Annotated in this window: 12 protein-coding genes; 7 read left to right on the top strand and 5 right to left on the bottom strand. The window is 40.4% G+C overall.

The features are described from left to right. Positions 1 to 73 precede the first annotated feature (73 nt). The 3 genes from LDL79_RS10340 to der all read right to left on the bottom strand — a co-directional run bounded on the left by LDL79_RS10340 (position 74) and on the right by der (position 7,150). Positions 74 to 2,875 carry an outer membrane beta-barrel protein gene (locus LDL79_RS10340; RefSeq protein WP_225597653.1) on the bottom strand — a complete coding sequence of 934 codons (2,802 nt, stop codon included), beginning with the start codon at positions 2,873 to 2,875 and terminating at the stop codon, positions 74 to 76. Positions 2,876 to 2,991: 116 nt separating this feature from the next. Then, entirely contained in the window at positions 2,992 to 5,727 is a 2,736-nt protein-coding gene (locus LDL79_RS10335) for an outer membrane beta-barrel protein (RefSeq protein WP_225597652.1), read from the bottom strand. Between the two features lie 121 nt (positions 5,728 to 5,848). After that, positions 5,849 to 7,150 (bottom strand): ribosome biogenesis GTPase Der, encoded by a 1,302-nt coding sequence (gene der / locus LDL79_RS10330; RefSeq protein WP_225597651.1) that lies wholly within the window; start codon positions 7,148 to 7,150, stop codon positions 5,849 to 5,851. 298 nt (positions 7,151 to 7,448) lie between these two features. On the opposite strand from der, the gene LDL79_RS10325 reads away from it, so the two are divergent. Both LDL79_RS10325 and LDL79_RS10320 read left to right on the top strand, forming a co-directional pair. Further along, positions 7,449 to 8,252 carry a DUF547 domain-containing protein gene (locus tag LDL79_RS10325; RefSeq protein WP_225597650.1) on the top strand — a complete coding sequence of 268 codons (804 nt, stop codon included), beginning with the start codon at positions 7,449 to 7,451 and terminating at the stop codon, positions 8,250 to 8,252. A gap of 81 nt (positions 8,253 to 8,333) precedes the next feature. After that, positions 8,334 to 9,047, top strand: coding sequence for a TIGR04283 family arsenosugar biosynthesis glycosyltransferase (locus tag LDL79_RS10320; RefSeq protein WP_225597649.1), 714 nt, complete (start codon positions 8,334 to 8,336; stop codon positions 9,045 to 9,047). Between the two features lie 120 nt (positions 9,048 to 9,167). On the opposite strand, the gene LDL79_RS10315 is transcribed toward LDL79_RS10320, so the two are convergent. Beyond that, positions 9,168 to 9,326 carry a YqaE/Pmp3 family membrane protein gene (locus LDL79_RS10315; RefSeq protein ID WP_072984991.1) on the bottom strand — a complete coding sequence of 53 codons (159 nt, stop codon included), beginning with the start codon at positions 9,324 to 9,326 and terminating at the stop codon, positions 9,168 to 9,170. A gap of 100 nt (positions 9,327 to 9,426) precedes the next feature. Then, positions 9,427 to 10,452, bottom strand: coding sequence for a glycoside hydrolase family 113 (locus LDL79_RS10310; RefSeq protein ID WP_225597648.1), 1,026 nt, complete (start codon positions 10,450 to 10,452; stop codon positions 9,427 to 9,429). Between the two features lie 119 nt (positions 10,453 to 10,571). On the opposite strand from LDL79_RS10310, the gene LDL79_RS10305 reads away from it, so the two are divergent. The 5 genes from LDL79_RS10305 (at position 10,572) to LDL79_RS10285 (ending at position 16,257) form a co-directional block, all read left to right on the top strand. Continuing rightward, positions 10,572 to 11,873, top strand: coding sequence for an NAD(P)/FAD-dependent oxidoreductase (locus tag LDL79_RS10305; protein ID WP_225597647.1), 1,302 nt, complete (start codon positions 10,572 to 10,574; stop codon positions 11,871 to 11,873). Beyond that, complete coding sequence (locus tag LDL79_RS10300) at positions 11,870 to 13,459, top strand: 4Fe-4S binding protein (protein ID WP_225597646.1); 1,590 nt, start codon at positions 11,870 to 11,872, stop codon at positions 13,457 to 13,459. Before LDL79_RS10305 ends, LDL79_RS10300 begins: the two co-directional genes overlap by 4 nt. Positions 13,460 to 13,499: 40 nt before the next feature. After that, the gene (locus LDL79_RS10295) at positions 13,500 to 13,712 is read left to right on the top strand and encodes a PLDc N-terminal domain-containing protein (RefSeq protein ID WP_072984999.1); all 213 of its coding nucleotides are present in this window, start codon (positions 13,500 to 13,502) and stop codon (positions 13,710 to 13,712) included. A gap of 383 nt (positions 13,713 to 14,095) precedes the next feature. Continuing rightward, entirely contained in the window at positions 14,096 to 14,785 is a 690-nt protein-coding gene (locus LDL79_RS10290; RefSeq protein WP_225597645.1) for a glycosyltransferase family 2 protein, read from the top strand. Next, positions 14,785 to 16,257, top strand: coding sequence for a cellulose synthase family protein (locus LDL79_RS10285; protein ID WP_225597644.1), 1,473 nt, complete (start codon positions 14,785 to 14,787; stop codon positions 16,255 to 16,257). Before LDL79_RS10290 ends, LDL79_RS10285 begins: the two co-directional genes overlap by 1 nt. Positions 16,258 to 16,295: the final 38 nt, after the last annotated feature.

Genomic DNA, 16,295 nt, shown 5'->3' with positions numbered 1-16,295 from the left:
AAATAAAATAAAAAAAACGCTTTAATTGAGATTTTCAGTTAAAGCGTTTTTTATTTTTCAACTTATCTAATTCTTAATCCCACCATCCATTCTCTCTAACCTCTCCTTTTTTACCCAGCGTATTGAATTTATAGCTGAAGCTCAACATAAAGTATTGTTGCAATACGGTACTCTGTACATCTTCAATATACGATTGTGTGGCTGTACGTCTTGAGTTAGTATTTTGATTAAGTAAATCGTAAACTTTAAAAGTTGCCAGAGCTTTGTCATTTAAGAATGAATACGCCAAAGAAGTATTCCAGAACACCGCATCCCGTTGAAAGCCTGTTCCCACGTTTGGATTGTAAGTATATCTTATATCATTTTCCCAGGTTAACCATTTTGGAAAATACGTTGTGGTACGCAGGCGGGCATTGTGCTGTGTAAAATCTTGCCCATCAAAGAAATCACGATTAAACGTGGTTTCATTAAAGCTTATTCTATATTCCGGGCGTATTTCGAACCAATCTGTCCAAGTGAAGCGTAACCCTAAACTAGGGCCGAGAGATTTTGTAATACTAGCATATTGATCTGCATTAAAGAAGTTTACAAAGCGGTTGATGCTACCACTCATACCTACTTCAACTTTCAAAGTTCTTAGACTATCCAGCTTAAAATCCTTGTTATAGCCCAGATTTCCGTAACCGTTATACACGCCGTCAACATTTGTAAATGTTGTTGCTCTTACAAAGTTATCATCTACCGTAGTAAGGTTTACAACTTGATCGTTAGTAAACGTAAAACCAAAATAAGAATACAATCCGCTTCTGGTTTCCCAGTCATAATTATTAATCCCCATATTTAAACCATGGCTATTCGTCGGGCTTAAGTTAGGATTACCCTGAATGGTGTTAATAGGGTCTGAAACATCTAAATATGGAGAAAGCTGCCTAATATCAGGTGCATTATTACTTAATCTATAGGCAGACCATAAACTCAGTTTTTGAGTGAAATTATAATTCAAACGCGCCATGGCTTCCAGCGCATCAAAATTATTCTCAAAATCAATATCGCGCACGCGGTTACCGGTTTCATCAGTCAGTAGATCCTCACCCGTTAATTTACGTGCAACATAAGCGGCATTAACGCTTGCTCGTAATTTTTTAGAGTTATAGGTCACTCCTAATTGCGGTTTATGGCTTCGGTTTGTACTTTCAAAATCTGTACTCTGTGGTGTGATAAGCTGATTGTAAGTCTGGGTAGTCGCATCAAAATCATAAACGAGCTGGGTGTTCGTACGGTTTTCATTCTTGAACTCATACTCAGTCTCCAAAAAGAGTTTTTTCGAAATAAGCGGAATGCGCCACTTTACATTTGTAGTGATTCCATCTGTATTATTATCCCCATTGGTGCGCTGATTCCGTAGAATCTGACTAGCATCGGTACCGTAAACATTGGTTTCTGAATTGGTAAAATCAGTACTTTCTGTCTCGTCTAACTGTAGATCACCATTGATTCTTATAAAGCCTCCCTTGTCTCCATAACGTTTAGTAGCGGTAAGACTGTTAGTAAAATTACGCGTGGTACGGTCATTAAAGTTATCGTATTCACTGTCATTCACCAGGTCTCCGGCCTCATTTGTGGTTACTGAACTTCCCGAACTGCTATTGGTTCCTACGGTATAATTAAGTGAAGGACGATATTCTACCATAAAGGTCGAATCAATTTCGGCTTGAAACCTGAGATTAGCAGTATGATTATCAGTATTTGAATCAGTACGCGAATTGCTTACTGAAGTAAAACGGTTATCAGGCAAAATGTTCTCACGCACTCTGTCAGTCTCATTAAAGGTATTGGCTCCCGAGTAAAAGTAATCTGCAGAGGTCTCTATTGCTTCGCCAAAATCATTTGCAAAATTCATCCCGGCGTTACGCGAATTGACAATACCTTCTCCCATTCCGAAGCTTCTTCCTCCTACATTAAAACCGCCGTTACTACTCACAGAAATGTAGCTCGCATTACCAAACATTTTCTCGATCTCTCCAAAACTAAAGCCAGGGGAGTTGATGTTGTTACCACTTCCCAGCACACTTAAACGCAGATCATTATCAAAATAATTACCTATACCGGCAAACTCAAAACGGTCATCTGTACCGCCACCTGCTGCTACACGGCCAAAAAGACCTTTATTTTTATCTTCGTCTATAGTGATATTAATGGTTTTGTTTTCACTATCGCCTTCCTCTCCTGCGAATTCTTCAGACTCGGTCTTGGTGTCTACTACTTGAATTTTATTGATTAATTCTTTGGTAAGATTTCGGGTTGCAATCGTAGGATCATCGCTAAAAAAGGGTTTTCCATTTACCAGAATATTACTTACCGGTTTTCCATTAATGCGTATTTGACCGTCTTCATCAACCTCAGCTCCGGGCAGTTCTTTTAATAGATCTTCAAGGGTTGCGTCAGGTTTGGTTTTAAAGGACGCTGCATTAAATTCAAGTGTATCCTGCTTGATTACTACAGGTGCCGCTCTACCCTTAACCACAACATCCCCCAAAGATTCTACCTGAAACTCTAGCGGAATGTCTTCTAAATTTATTTCACGCGTTTTAGAAAAATCTATTTGTTGCTCGTACGATTGATAGCCCACAAACGTCACAAATAAGTTTGCCTTTTGCAGATTAGACTTTCCGCTAAGTTCAAATTCACCATTGCGATCTGAAATGGTATAACTGATTACAGTACTGTCCTGAAGCGTTTCTAAAACTACAGTCGCTGCCTCTAAAGGAACCTGTTGTTCCTTATCAACGAGTTTTCCGGTTATTTTGAAATCTTGAGAGAATGTGCATAACGAAAACATACCCAGCACAAGGGCAACTAAATAGCGATTGATCATGATTGTTTTTTGATTGATACACGAATAAATAGAATTCTTAAATAACTAAAAAATTAGTTAGGTTATTTAAGATAACTTTAACGTAAAACGTATTACTAACAATCATTTGTCCCCGATTATCTTCTTCTCGGAGGCCCGCCTGGTCTTCCTGACTGTCCACCAAAATTGCTGAGTTTGTATGTGAAACTCAACATGGCGTATTGCGTAAGGATCAAACTATTAGTGTCTTGAATGTAGTCATCACCAATGATCCTGCGCGTATCAACAACTTGATCTAACACATCATAAACTTTAACTTTCAAAGTCGCTTTCTCGTCTAAAAACTGATAGCCTAAACTCGTGTTCCATAAGATGGACGAGTTCTGAAATCCCGGAGAGACATTCCCGTTATAATTGTAGCTAATATCATTACCAAAAATGACATTTTTAGGCCAAAAAGTAGTCGCTTCAAAACCTACACGGTGATTGATAAAATCTTCGTTGCGGTCTTCATTTATCGAATATTTTGTGTCATTGTATGTAAGACTGTAACTAGGATTTACCTCAAAAACTTCTTGTATAGCATAGGTTAATCTAATTCCCGGAGACACGCTTATACGCTTTGAATTGAATAAGGTTCCGTTGGTAAATCCTACATTTTTATTGTAGTTCCCGGTTAGACTCATTCGGTATCTAAACTCGTGCTCTTCTTTTCTGGTACTTTTTGTATAAAAAACACGTGCTCCGGCAGACATTGCGCCGTCAACATTCGCATAGGTAGTAGTCCGGCGTAAATCATCACCAATAGTACTTACAGCAACCACTTGGTTTTCGGTAAAACTTAGATCAAACGAACTAAAAATACCGCTTCCGCCACCGGCGCCAAAATTAAAACTTCTAAAACCTCCTCCTATATTATGACTGTAAGCCGGGCGTAATGCCGGGTTACCCACGACAATATTCAACGGATTAGTCCTGTCTGCAACCGGCTGTAATTGTCGTATAGAAGGCGTGTTTGCATTGGTGCGATAATCTATAGATATACTCTTACTGCGCTCTAACTCGTACCGCACGCGAGCGCTTAAATACAAGTTGTTGTAGGTATTATCAAAACTAGCAGGGTTGAGTAAATTTTCATTTTGAAGTATGGTGTTTAATAATCCTACATTGGTATTGATGCGCCAAGCTTCGTGATCATAATTAAACCCAATATTCGGAGTATGGCGGTACGTGTTTACTTCAAAATTACTACTCAAAGTATCATTTAAAGCGGTATAAGCGCCACCGGAATCAGCATCATAAACATAGCGTGAATTGGTAGATTTTGACGACGAAAAATCATAAGCCAGATCCATAAAAAAATCGGTTGCTAATACCAGGCGCTGCTCTACCTCAAGACCATATTGATATTCCTTTTCATCTTCATCTATAAACTGATCCTGAACTTCAGTGCGTGCATCATCGCCAAAGAACTCACTTTCTGAAAAGTAAAAATTGTCGTTCTCTTGATTGTTATAACTCTGCGAAACTTCCATTCTTAAAAAGGCTCCGCGACTCCCAAAACGTTTAATAAAGTCTACTTCGTTTCTAAAATCAACATTATATACATCATCTTGACTTGAAGTTTCTGTGTTATTCACCAAATCACGATTTCCGTCTGACGAACTCGCCATAGTGTTGCGCACAGATTTTGTTTTGCTGGTAGTAAAGCGTGGTGAATATGACAAGCGTGTAAGCGTATCAAACTCGACCTCAAAACGTGCATTAGCGCGATGCCTGTCATTTATGGCATTGCTGGTATTTTCAGAGCTTGAATAATACGTAGTGTCTGGCAAAATATTCTCTCGCTCGGTTCTGGAGCGTGTGTCGGTGTTTGAACGGTCAAAGAAATAATCCCCGTTCAATTCGTATTGATCAGACCATTCATTGCTGTAATTTGCGCCGGCAGTCTCAGATTTTGTGATGCCGTTACTGTTATTTCCGGCGGCAACGGCACGAGCCCCACTACGCCCCATCATCCCATAAACATCATCAAAATCAAATCCTGAACTGTTGATGTTATTAGATCCCGCCAGAACCGTCGTACGCATATTGTCTTTAAAAATGTTACCTATCGCACTCATTTCATAGCGTCCATCTGTTCCTCCGCCAATGGTTCCCCGAGCAAAATAACCTTTATTCTTATCCTTTTTTATCGTGATATTGATGGTTTTATTTTCAGAATCTCCTGCTTCTCCGGTAAACTCCTGGGCTTTGGTTTTGGTATCGACCACTTGAAGTTTTTCAATGATTTCTTTCGGAAGGTTTTTAGTCGCGATCTTAGGATCATCGCCAAAAAACTCTTTCCCATTGACCAAAATTCTAGACACCGGTTTTCCATTAATGGTTATTGCTCCGTCTGAATCTACCTCGGCTCCCGGAAGTTTTTTTAACAACTCTTCTAAGTTGGCATCGGGACGGGTTTCAAACGAATTCGCATTAAATTCTAACGTATCTTTTTTTAACGTTACCGGTGCGCGGTCTGCCACCACAATCACCTCATCAAGCAGATTGTCTTGAACTTCGAGTTTTAAATCTCCTAACTCGACCGTTGGAGTAATTGTGATCACTTTGCGAAGCGGTTTGAATCCTGCGTAAGAAACAAACAGATTTAGTTTCTCTTGATCGGTTCTTCCTTCCATCTCAAAAAAGCCTTCCCGATCAGAAATGCCATAAGTTACTAAAGTACTGTCGCTTATTTTTTCAACATAAACCGTAGCAGATTCCAGTGGTACACCGGTATTATCTTTAATGGTTCCGTTAAGTTGAAAATCTTGTGCGTTACTTTGCTGAAGGGCGATCAGTGCAAGGACTACGAGTAAAATCTGCTTCATAAAATAAATATATGTACTTTGTACGTTTATTGTATGACTGCAAAAAATGCAAAAGGTTTAAAAGAAAAGCCCACATTTTTTAAAAAATGTGGGCTTTTATAACCAATTCTGAAAAAACGTATTACTTCTTTCTAAAATATACTGCGATCGGCACTCCCTCAAAATCAAAGGCCTCGCGCAACTTATTTTCTATAAAACGCTTATAAGGATCTTTCACATACTGCGGAAGATTACAGAAAAACGCAAACTGCGGATGCGGCGTAGGCAACTGCATACAGTATTTGATCTTGATGTATTTCCCTTTAGTCGCAGGTGGTGGAGTCGCTTCAATAAGCGGCAACATATAATCGTTAAGTTCGCTGGTTTTAATACGCTTGCTTCTGCTCTCATATACTTTTACAGCGGTCTCAATAGCCTTGTAGACACGTTGTTTCGTAAGTGCCGAAATAAACACAATTGGCACATCTGTAAAAGGTTCTATCTGTGTGCGAATGTATTTCTCAAACTCTCGCAAGGTTTTGTTTTCCTTTTCAACCAAATCCCATTTGTTGATAAGAATCACAATCCCTTTTCTGTTGCGTTCTGCTAACCAAAAAATATTTTGAACCTGGCCATCAAAACCACGTGTAGCATCTACCACGAGCAAGCACACATCGCAATGCTCAATCGCGCGCACTGATCGCATTACAGAATAAAACTCAAGATCTTCTTTAACTTTAGATTTACGACGAATTCCCGCAGTATCTACAAGATTAAATTCAAACCCAAAGCGGTTGTATTTGGTATCTATCGCATCACGCGTGGTTCCGGCAATGTCCGTCACGATGTAGCGGTCTTCCCCAATTAAAGCATTGATGAATGAAGATTTCCCGGCATTAGGTCTTCCTACCACAGCAAATCGCGGTAAAATAGATTCTTCTTCCTCTACTTTCTCCGGAAGCACTTCAACCAAAGCATCTAATAATTCTCCGGTACCGCTACCACTTATACTCGCAATGGTATAATACTCACCAAGACCTAAACTGTAAAATTCTACAGCATCGTCTGCGCGCATCGCGTTGTCTACTTTATTCACAGCAAGAAAAACCGGCTTAGATTGGCGACGTAATAAAGAGGCTACATCCTCATCCATCCCGGTAACACCGGCTTCTACATCAACCATAAAAATAATGGCATCTGCCTCGTCGATCGCAAGCTCTACTTGCCTATCTATTTGTTCTTCAAAAATGTCATCACTTCCTCGTACATAACCTCCGGTATCAATTACCGAAAATTCCTTCCCATTCCAGTCAGTCTTCCCATAGTGACGGTCACGAGTAACACCGCTCACAGAATCAACAATAGCTTCTCTACGCTGAATCAAACGGTTAAAAAAAGTGGATTTACCCACGTTAGGTCTCCCTACAATAGCTACAATACTCATAAAACTTACTTTATGCTTTTACTCGAACATCGAGATTTAGAAAACGCTAGGCTTTCTATTTAACCACCTGTGCGGCTTTTCCGTAAGGTAGTTTTTGCGGTGCAAAATTACGATAATAAACGGCACATATTTTAAATCACCGTATTTTAGGTAATTCGCAATAAATCAGACCAATACATCTACCTCAACACTTTAAAACCCAAATTCTACCCAAAATCTGTTAAGGTTCTTGTTAATATTAGGTTGCTCAAATCTACTTGCCGTTATCTTGCGTATGTATATCAAAATAACCCAGTTTATGTATTTACTTATGAAACGTATTTGCCTGCTTCTTATAATTGCACTTAGCCTTCACAGCTGCAACTTGCTTTCTGCTGCCGGAATCACTAGCGGCGGTCAGCCCACTAAAGAAGCGCCGGATAAACTCACCTCGACCACTGCCAATTCAGCTGAAAATGTTGACCACAGTGCTTGGGATGCCTTGCTGAAAAAGCACGTAGATGCAGATGGTATGGTAGACTACAAAGGTTTTAATAAAGATCGTGGTGCGCTAAATAAGTATTTAACTCAACTTTCTTCGTATTCACCTAATAGCGATTGGTCTGTGCAAGAATTGCTTGCGTATTACATCAACCTTTACAACGCATATACGGTAGATTTAATCTTAAATAATTATCCGGTAGAGAGTATTAAGGATATTGATGGTGCCTGGACTAGAAGTGTTGTTCCTGTAGGAAATAAAAAGCTTGCGCTTGGTGGGATCGAAAATGGGGTTCTGCGTAAAATGAACGAACCTCGTATTCATTTTGCGATCAATTGTGCGTCGATGTCATGCCCTAAATTACTGGATGAAGCCTATACCGCCGGAAAGATCAACGAGCAACTAGATCGTGCGACTAAAGAGTTTATCAACTCTGACAAAAATGAAATTAGAAAGAATAGCGTAAAGCTTTCCTCTATTTTTGATTGGTATAAAAAAGATTTTATCACTACTGAAACACCCACGATCATTGATTATGTGAATCAATTCAGCACTACCAAAATCAATGCAGGAGCAAGCGTTTCTTATAAAAATTACGATTGGAGTTTAAACGAACAATAATTTTAATTTTTACTGTAATTCGCTGAATTCCTTTAGATTTGACAATCCCCTAGCATCTAAAGCGCACCAGAACACTTCTTAATGATAAGTATCGTTATCCCGGTTCTTAATGAATCTGAAAATTTACCCTGCCTCTTAGACCATCTCAAAGATCAGATTGGCCGCGTGCTCGCAGTTGAACTCATCATCGTAGATGGCGGAAGTAGCGATAATACGCTCGCGCTGGCTCAACAGTTTAAAGACACAAACCGGTTAGCGGTTAGCCTTATAACTTCTCAGCGAGGTCGTGCAAAACAAATGAATGCCGGCGCCCAGGCTGCAAAAGGAGAAATCCTCTATTTCTTGCATGCAGATTCATTTCCTCCAAAGCATTTTGATGTATTGATTGAGAAAGAAGTTGCAAAAGGTAATCCCGCAGGCTGCTTTAAAATGCGCTTTGACAGTAAACATTGGTGGTTGCGTTTTGCCAGTTGGTTAACTAAATTCAGTTGGAGAGCATGCAGAGGTGGTGATCAAAGTCAGTTTATCACGCGTGAACTTTTTGATGAAATTGGCGGTTTTGATGAAAGCTATATCATTTATGAAGACAATATCCTGATCAACGAACTCTACGCCCGAAACAGTTTTGTCGTGATTCAGCAGCCTATACAATCTTCAGCGCGTATGTATGAAAAGTATGGTGTATGGTATGTGCAATACCATTTTTGGGCGATCTACGTGAAAAAGTGGTTTGGTGCTTCCGCCGAAGAATTACTCGCTTATTACTGTAAACACCTAAAAAAACCAGTGGCTTAGATCATAATTAATTAAGTAAAACTCATTTCGACACAGGGTATAAATCCTTTAGCGGCGCCAATAAAAAAAGGGCTTCCCACAACATTTGCAAAACCCTTTTTTTAGATTATTTCTCAGAAATTATCCTCTGCTATTCACATAGAATGCGTGGATCACACCGGGCAACCAGCCCAAAAGCGTTAAGATCACATTGATAATAAAATCTTTACCTAAACCTTTGCTTAGCGCAACTCCTAATGGTGGAAGTAGAATAGAAAGTATTATGGTTAAAATGGACATAATAGGTTATTTTTTAGTTAGTACTGCTAAGCTAAAAACAACCTAAAAGTTAACCTCTTAAACTCTTACCAATTAGCAAGAGTTTGACATTTTTAAAGTATTAGTTAACAGAATTTAAATACCACTTTTTCAAAAGCATCTCGGCCTCCTTGCCCTGAGGCGTAAACCGATTATTACCAGTAGCTGTGGCCCGCTCGTGATCGTGAAACCATTTCCACGCATAGCCACCTGCAAACCAAGGTTCGTCCCAAAACGTTTCAAATAAGGCTTGATACAAATTAACTTGCGCTTTCGTATTCATCGCGCCTTCGTGGCGGTCGCTAGCCCACGGTTCTTTCCCGGCATAGTCTGCGCTTCGGTATCCAAATTCAGTAAAAAGTACAGGGATGTTATTTTGTTTTGAAAGAGATGCTATTACTTTTTTATGTGGAATCCAGCCTGCAATGGCCTCTTTTACCGTTGGGGTTTGCGCTTCAGCCACCGGAAAATACGCATCAACACCTATAAAATCGAGATCTGACCAAAAAGGCACGCGATCTACTTTATCCCAATTTTCGGCATACGTGATTTTCCCGGAATAGATAGCTCTAACGTCCTTGATCAGCTGCTGCCAAAACTCCGGTCGTTGATCAACAAAATTGAACAATTCGGTGCCAATGCATAAAATCTCCGTTTGCGTTTCTTCGGCAAGTTGCGCGTACAATAAAATAAATTCTTCATAGCTGTTTTCAAAAAGCTTCCAATCGGCTTCAGAATTCATCTGCATATCTCCAGTAAATTCCCCGTGCCAGATCCAGATGTGCGGCTTCACCATTACATCAATTGCATTTTGATGCAGCAATTCAATATACTGTTTCACCCCTTCATAGCGCTCGCCATACCATTGCCGCTCTGAGTTGAACTGCAACTGCGGATGATTCTTTTCCCGAATAAAACCAAAGGGCATAATTGCCGCAGCATTAGCTCCAATATTTAGTATGGGATCAATATTTTTTTGCTGAAGCGTGTCGCGCGAAGCCACAAAACTTACTCCGTTGATTTTGTCTTTCACCACTGTAGTAGCCGAGCAGCCTAACAGGCAGATTGCCAGAATACAGAAGGTGATGAGGAAGGTTAGTTTTTTCATTGCTCTAAAAATACTGGAAATTTAAGATAGCTTCCCGGTTTTCTTTCGTCTAAAATTGCCGTTAAAATGTATTTAAGAGGAAGCTAAGTTCTTATCTTGTAAAAACAACCTTGACATTTATGGAGCACGTGGTCATTGTGGGTAATGGGATCGCCGGGGTAACCGCGGCGCGACATATTCGCAAAAATTCTGATAAAAAAATCACTATTATTTCTGCGGAAAGTGAGCATTTTTTTTCGCGCACGGCCTTGATGTATGTCTATATGGGCCATATGCGCTTTAAAGATCTCAAACCTTATGAAGATCATTTTTGGTCAAAAAACCGAATCGACCTCAAACAAGCCTACGTCAAAAAAGTGGACACTGCAAACAAGACGCTCCTACTTGCAGAGGGCGATACGATGACTTATGACACCTTGATTCTCGCTACCGGATCTGTTCCTGCAACTTATGGCTGGAAGGGTCTTGAGCTTCAGGGCGTTCAAGGTTTAGTCTCTAAACAAGATCTTGAATTACTCGAGAAAAATGCCCCTAACAACCAAGTCTGCCCAAAGGCGGTGATTGTAGGCGGCGGACTCATAGGCGTTGAACTCGCCGAAATGCTGCATACGCGTAAAATAGAAGTTACGATGCTGGTACGCGAAAAAGGATTTTGGTCTGGTGTTTTGCCTGAAGCTGATGCGCAAATGATTTCTGAGCACATAAAAAGTCATCACATTAATTTGCTTCACGAGGAAGAATTAGATGAAATTCTTGGCGATGCGCAGGGTAACGTACGAGCCATATGCACAAAGAGCGGCAAAGAAATCAGCTGCAATTTGGTAGGAATAACCACGGGTGTTAAACCTAAAATTGATTTTTTAGAAGGGAGTGGCATCGCCACAGACAAAGGCATTCTGGTCAATCGACTGCTTCAAACCAATCAAGCCCACGTTTATGCCATTGGCGATTGTGCACAGCAGCACGAAGCCATAGGTTTACGGAAACCTGTTGAGGCGGTTTGGTACACCGGCCGTATGATGGGCGAAACAGTCGCGCAAACCATCTGCGGAAATCCTTTTGAATATAATCCCGGAAATTGGTTTAACAGCGCAAAATTCTTTGATATTGAATATCAAACCTATGGTTGGGTCTTTAGCGATAAAAACAAAAAACCTTACGAGGCGCATTTTCATTGGAAGCATCCTGACAATACTAAATGCATCACTATTGCCTATCACAAGGAAACCCGAGCATTTCTGGGCATCAACACTTTTGGTATTAGAATGCGACACGACGTTTTAGACCACTGGCTCAATACTCGAAAATCTGTTGACGAAGTAGTTCAAAATTTAGCGCAAGCCAATTTTGATCCTGAGTTTTTTAAATCCTATTATTCAAACATTAACGCTGCTTTTAGTGGCGCAAATAGTAAAGCATGAGTTCTGTACAACGCGATATGTCGCTCACCGGGCAACCACCGGCTGCATTAAACACGATTCAAAAATTGGCAACGGCATTGGGCGTAGGCGGTTTGTTACTACTTGTACTCGCCATTTTTAATGTGCGGTTAATGAACCAAAGCCTATGGCTCACCACAGCGCTAACTTCGATTTTTGTTGGGATCGTTTTGTTTTCCTACGGAGCTTATGCAGATAAGCAAGCCGGAATTAAAAACGACGGCGTCTGGTTTAAATCAATTTCTAATCGCGGATTTCTAGCTTGGGTTGCCGGGCTGGCATTGACCGGTTTTTACATTGTACTCTACTTTAAAGCAGAACTTTTAGGTCTCAATACCGAAGGAGAAAACAGCGGACTCATCGCGTTATTTGATCCGCTGAGTAAAATTTTGAGTGGAAATCCCGCCAGCCAGTGGTTTGTGTACGGCACACTTTATACCATCGCCATACTTGGTTTTGGCATTAAGTTTTTATGGAAATACCGCTACAACCGCTATGAGCGCTTACGCACACTAAGCGTGATGTTTTTTCAAACCGCTTTTGCTTTTCTGATTCCTGAGTTTATGGCGCAACTGAATAGTGATGATTTCAATCTGCCATATTACGATCTAAAGAACATCTGGCCGCTCAACTACTATAATTTTGAGCAGTACCGCGTGGATGGCTTCATCTCCTCAGGAAGCATCGGTCTGGCGCTGTTGATTTTTGGAATCGCTTCGATCTTTGTGATCACTCCTATTTTGACGTATAAATACGGAAAACGCTGGTATTGCAGTTGGGTGTGTGGTTGCGGCGGACTCGCGGAAACGGCGGGAGATCCTTTTAGACATTTAAGTGATAAAAGCGAATTTGCTTGGAAGATAGAACGCTGGGTGGTACATAGTGTTTTAGTTTTTGTAGTGGTGATGACCACAGCCGTAGTCGCCACCTATCTGGGCTACGATTCTGAAAAATACTGGCTAACCAAAGATACGTTTCTCATTGGAGTAGCTGTTTTTCTAACGGCCCTTTTCGGTTTAATCTGGCTTTTTAAAAAGGAAGAATTAAAGCAAGATGCACGCTACGGTGCGATTGGTTATTTGGTTATCGTGCTCGCTTTAATAGGAATTCATTTTTCCAGCGGAAGCACACTTTTTTTAATTCCGGCAGAAACCCTGCGTACCACTTACGGATTTTTAATTGGTAGTATTTTTAGTGGAGTGATCGGCACCGGCTTCTACCCTATTTTCGGAAATCGGGTGTGGTGTCGTTTTGGTTGCCCAATGGCCGCCATCTTGGGGCTTCAGCAACGTTTATTTTCAAAATTCAGAATCACAACAAACGGCGGACAATGCATTTCTTGCGGAAATTGCTCAAGCTATTGCGAAATGGGAATCGATGTACGTGCTTACGCTCAGAAAGGTGAAAATATTGTTCGCGCCAGCTGTGTTGGTTGCGGTATCTGCTCTGCGGTTTGCCCGCGTGGGGTTTTAAAATTAGAAAATGCTTCTACCGAAAAACGCATCAACAGCCGCGAAGTGCTTCTGGGAAACGATGTTGATTTAATGGATTATCTAAATCAGAATTAGATATATTACTGTATATTAAACTCCTAAAATCTTTTATATTATGATTCTCGGAATGGTAGGACCTTGGCAAGTACTTTTGATTTTAATTTTTGGCGTATTCGGATTGATCTTGCCTATCATCGCGTTGGTTGATATTGTGCGCCACGAGTTTTCCGGGAGCAACAAAATTATCTGGGTGCTCATTGTATTATTCTTCAATTTTCTGGGATCAATACTTTACTTTTTAGTTGGGCGTAAACAGCGCATCAATTAAAGCTCGACGCTAAGTTTTTCGATGTACTTCTGCTAAAAGGCTAAAAGTACCGTAGCAACCTCTTTCCATTCAAAACAAAAAAAGGCGGAAGTCTCCACTTCCACCTTTAAACAAATCATATAACAAACAAACAATCTTTAGTTTTTGGTATTAAGGCTAATCAATACAACATGAGTTCTATTTAAAGATCAATACTGTCAGTATAGTTTTTAACATCAATCACTTACATATACGTTAGGTTTGAGCGTTTGGTTTTCAACATCAATGTTAAAATATTGAAGCTTACACAAATAACCTCTTTACAAAGAAGTGCTGCCGTAAGCTATTTTTGAAAAACCGACTACTGACTAATACAATTAGAATTTTACAAAACCCCTGCGTTCATGACCTTGATTAAGGTAATTATTCCTGCTTTTAACGAAGAAGATTCGATAGGTCTGGTGATCAAAGACATCCCGAATCATGTAGACGAGATCATTGTAGTGAATAACAATTCTACCGATCAAACTGAAGCACGTGCGCAAGAAGCGGGAGCTGTAGTACTCAGGGAAAACAGACCCGGCTACGGATTGGCCTGCCTCAAAGGGATGCAATACATTGCTGCGCAAGAGCAAAAGCCCGATATCGTAGTCTTTCTGGATGGCGATTATAGCGATTACCCGGAACAATTAGACGAACTCGTGACTCCTATTATTCACGATGGTATTGACTTTGTGATAGGCGCTCGTGTAAAACGCTTTCGCGAAAGAGGGAGTATGACGTTTCCGCAGCGTTTTGGCAATTGGCTCGCAACAACGCTAATGCGCTGGATCTTTGATTCGAGTTTTACAGATCTTGGTCCGTTTAGAGCGATCAAATACGATAAGTTGCTCGCTTTACATATGCAAGATCAAACCTACGGATGGACGGTAGAAATGCAGCTTAAAGCCTTAAAGCAAAAATTAAGCTATGTAGAAATACCCGTAAAATACCGAAACCGCATAGGAGTTTCTAAAGTTTCAGGAACCGTCAAAGGTGCTATATTTGCCGGTGTAAAAATTCTAGGCTGGATTTTTAAGTACAGTTTTAAGTAATGCAAACCGCGATTGTCATCATTTATACGTTGGCGCTAACAGTGATCTTTCTGTATAGCCTGGCACAACTGAATCTGCTTTTGAATTATTTAAAAGCGAAAAAGAAAAAGGATGACGCGCCGGTTTTTGACTTTTCTAAAGCTGAAGAAATTCCGTTTGTAACCATTCAATTGCCACTTTATAATGAATTGTATGTGGTAGAACGGCTGCTTGACAATATTGCACAAATAGATTACCCGCTAGACAAACTCGAGATTCAGGTTCTCGATGATTCTACCGATGAAAGTCTGCAAACCACGCAACGTAAAATTGAAGCTTTACAGGCGGCGGGAATCCCAATAAAACACATTACCCGCACCAACCGCCAAGGTTTTAAAGCCGGTGCATTAAAAGAAGGACTTGCGATCGCAAAAGGCGAATTTATTGCCATTTTTGATTCAGACTTTGTGCCTAATCCTGATTGGCTGCAAAAGACTGTGCCTTACTTCAAAGATGAAAAAATAGGAGTGGTACAAACGCGCTGGGCGCACCTCAACCGGGATTATTCGTTGCTTACCAAGATTCAGGCATTTGCACTAGACTTTCACTTTGTGCTGGAACAAGTAGGTCGCAATTTTGGACATCATTTTATCAACTTTAATGGCACAGCAGGCATCTGGCGCAAGACGTGTATTCTTGATGCCGGAAACTGGCAGGGCGACACCCTAACCGAAGACCTTGATCTTAGCTATCGTGCGCAGCTAAAAAAATGGGATTTCAAGTATTTGGAAGATGTTGAAACCCCCGCAGAATTACCGGTTGCCATTAGCGCAGCCCGCTCGCAACAATTTAGATGGAATAAAGGCGCAGCAGAGAATTTTCAGAAGCTTTATGGGCGCTTGCTCAAAGATCCTTCAGTAAGTTTTAAGACTAAATTTCATAGTTTTTTTCATCTGCTTAACAGCAGTATGTTCCTTTTAGTACTACTGGTAGCTATTTTAAGTGTTCCTATTTTGTACATCAAAAACAACAATCCTGCCTACAGTTGGTATTTTAATGTGATCGCTGCTTTTGCAGTAAGCACGGTCATTTTCTTTGGTTGTTATTGGGTGACCTATAAGCGTATTCACGGCGGTGGAATCAAAAATTTCTTTAAGTATATCGGGATGTTTTTTACGTTCTTTTCGGTAGCGATGGGCTTTAGCGTGCACAACTCTCTTGCTGTTTTAGAGGGGCATTTTGGTAAAAAATCAGAATTTATACGCACGCCAAAATTTAATGTCAGCAAATTAGGCGAACAATGGAGCGGCAATATTTATCTCAAAAAGAATCTTTCTTCAGGTATGCTATTAGAAAGTATACTGTTTCTTTATTTTGGTTTTGCCATCTACAGCGCTTTTAAGGTGAATGACTTCGGGTTGATCCTTTTTCATATTATGCTTTTTGCGGGATTCGGATTTGTCGCTTTCAAGTCCATCTTTAGCCGAATCTAATTGAGATTCTCAAGCAAAATAGATTCTGTATTTTTAGG

This window comes from Leeuwenhoekiella palythoae (assembly GCF_020310025.1).
Classification (GTDB): domain Bacteria; phylum Bacteroidota; class Bacteroidia; order Flavobacteriales; family Flavobacteriaceae; genus Leeuwenhoekiella; species Leeuwenhoekiella palythoae.
Note: the sequence above shows the minus strand (reverse complement) of the source record. Positions and strands in the feature narration are given on the sequence as shown.

What these genes read in the sequence shown, in the direction of transcription:
- LDL79_RS10335 (WP_225597652.1), bottom strand. Translation starts at nt 5,727, where the DNA reads ATGAAGCAGATTTTACTCGTAGTCCTTGCACTGATCGCCCTTCAGCAA.
- LDL79_RS10300 (WP_225597646.1), top strand. Translation starts at nt 11,870, where the DNA reads ATGAGTTCTGTACAACGCGATATGTCGCTCACCGGGCAACCACCGGCT.
- LDL79_RS10315 (WP_072984991.1), bottom strand. Translation starts at nt 9,326, where the DNA reads ATGTCCATTTTAACCATAATACTTTCTATTCTACTTCCACCATTAGGA.
- LDL79_RS10340 (WP_225597653.1), bottom strand. Translation starts at nt 2,875, where the DNA reads ATGATCAATCGCTATTTAGTTGCCCTTGTGCTGGGTATGTTTTCGTTA.
- LDL79_RS10290 (WP_225597645.1), top strand. Translation starts at nt 14,096, where the DNA reads ATGACCTTGATTAAGGTAATTATTCCTGCTTTTAACGAAGAAGATTCG.
- LDL79_RS10320 (WP_225597649.1), top strand. Translation starts at nt 8,334, where the DNA reads ATGATAAGTATCGTTATCCCGGTTCTTAATGAATCTGAAAATTTACCC.
- LDL79_RS10325 (WP_225597650.1), top strand. Translation starts at nt 7,449, where the DNA reads ATGTATTTACTTATGAAACGTATTTGCCTGCTTCTTATAATTGCACTT.
- LDL79_RS10310 (WP_225597648.1), bottom strand. Translation starts at nt 10,452, where the DNA reads ATGAAAAAACTAACCTTCCTCATCACCTTCTGTATTCTGGCAATCTGC.
- LDL79_RS10285 (WP_225597644.1), top strand. Translation starts at nt 14,785, where the DNA reads ATGCAAACCGCGATTGTCATCATTTATACGTTGGCGCTAACAGTGATC.
- LDL79_RS10295 (WP_072984999.1), top strand. Translation starts at nt 13,500, where the DNA reads ATGATTCTCGGAATGGTAGGACCTTGGCAAGTACTTTTGATTTTAATT.
- LDL79_RS10305 (WP_225597647.1), top strand. Translation starts at nt 10,572, where the DNA reads ATGGAGCACGTGGTCATTGTGGGTAATGGGATCGCCGGGGTAACCGCG.
- der (WP_225597651.1), bottom strand. Translation starts at nt 7,150, where the DNA reads ATGAGTATTGTAGCTATTGTAGGGAGACCTAACGTGGGTAAATCCACT.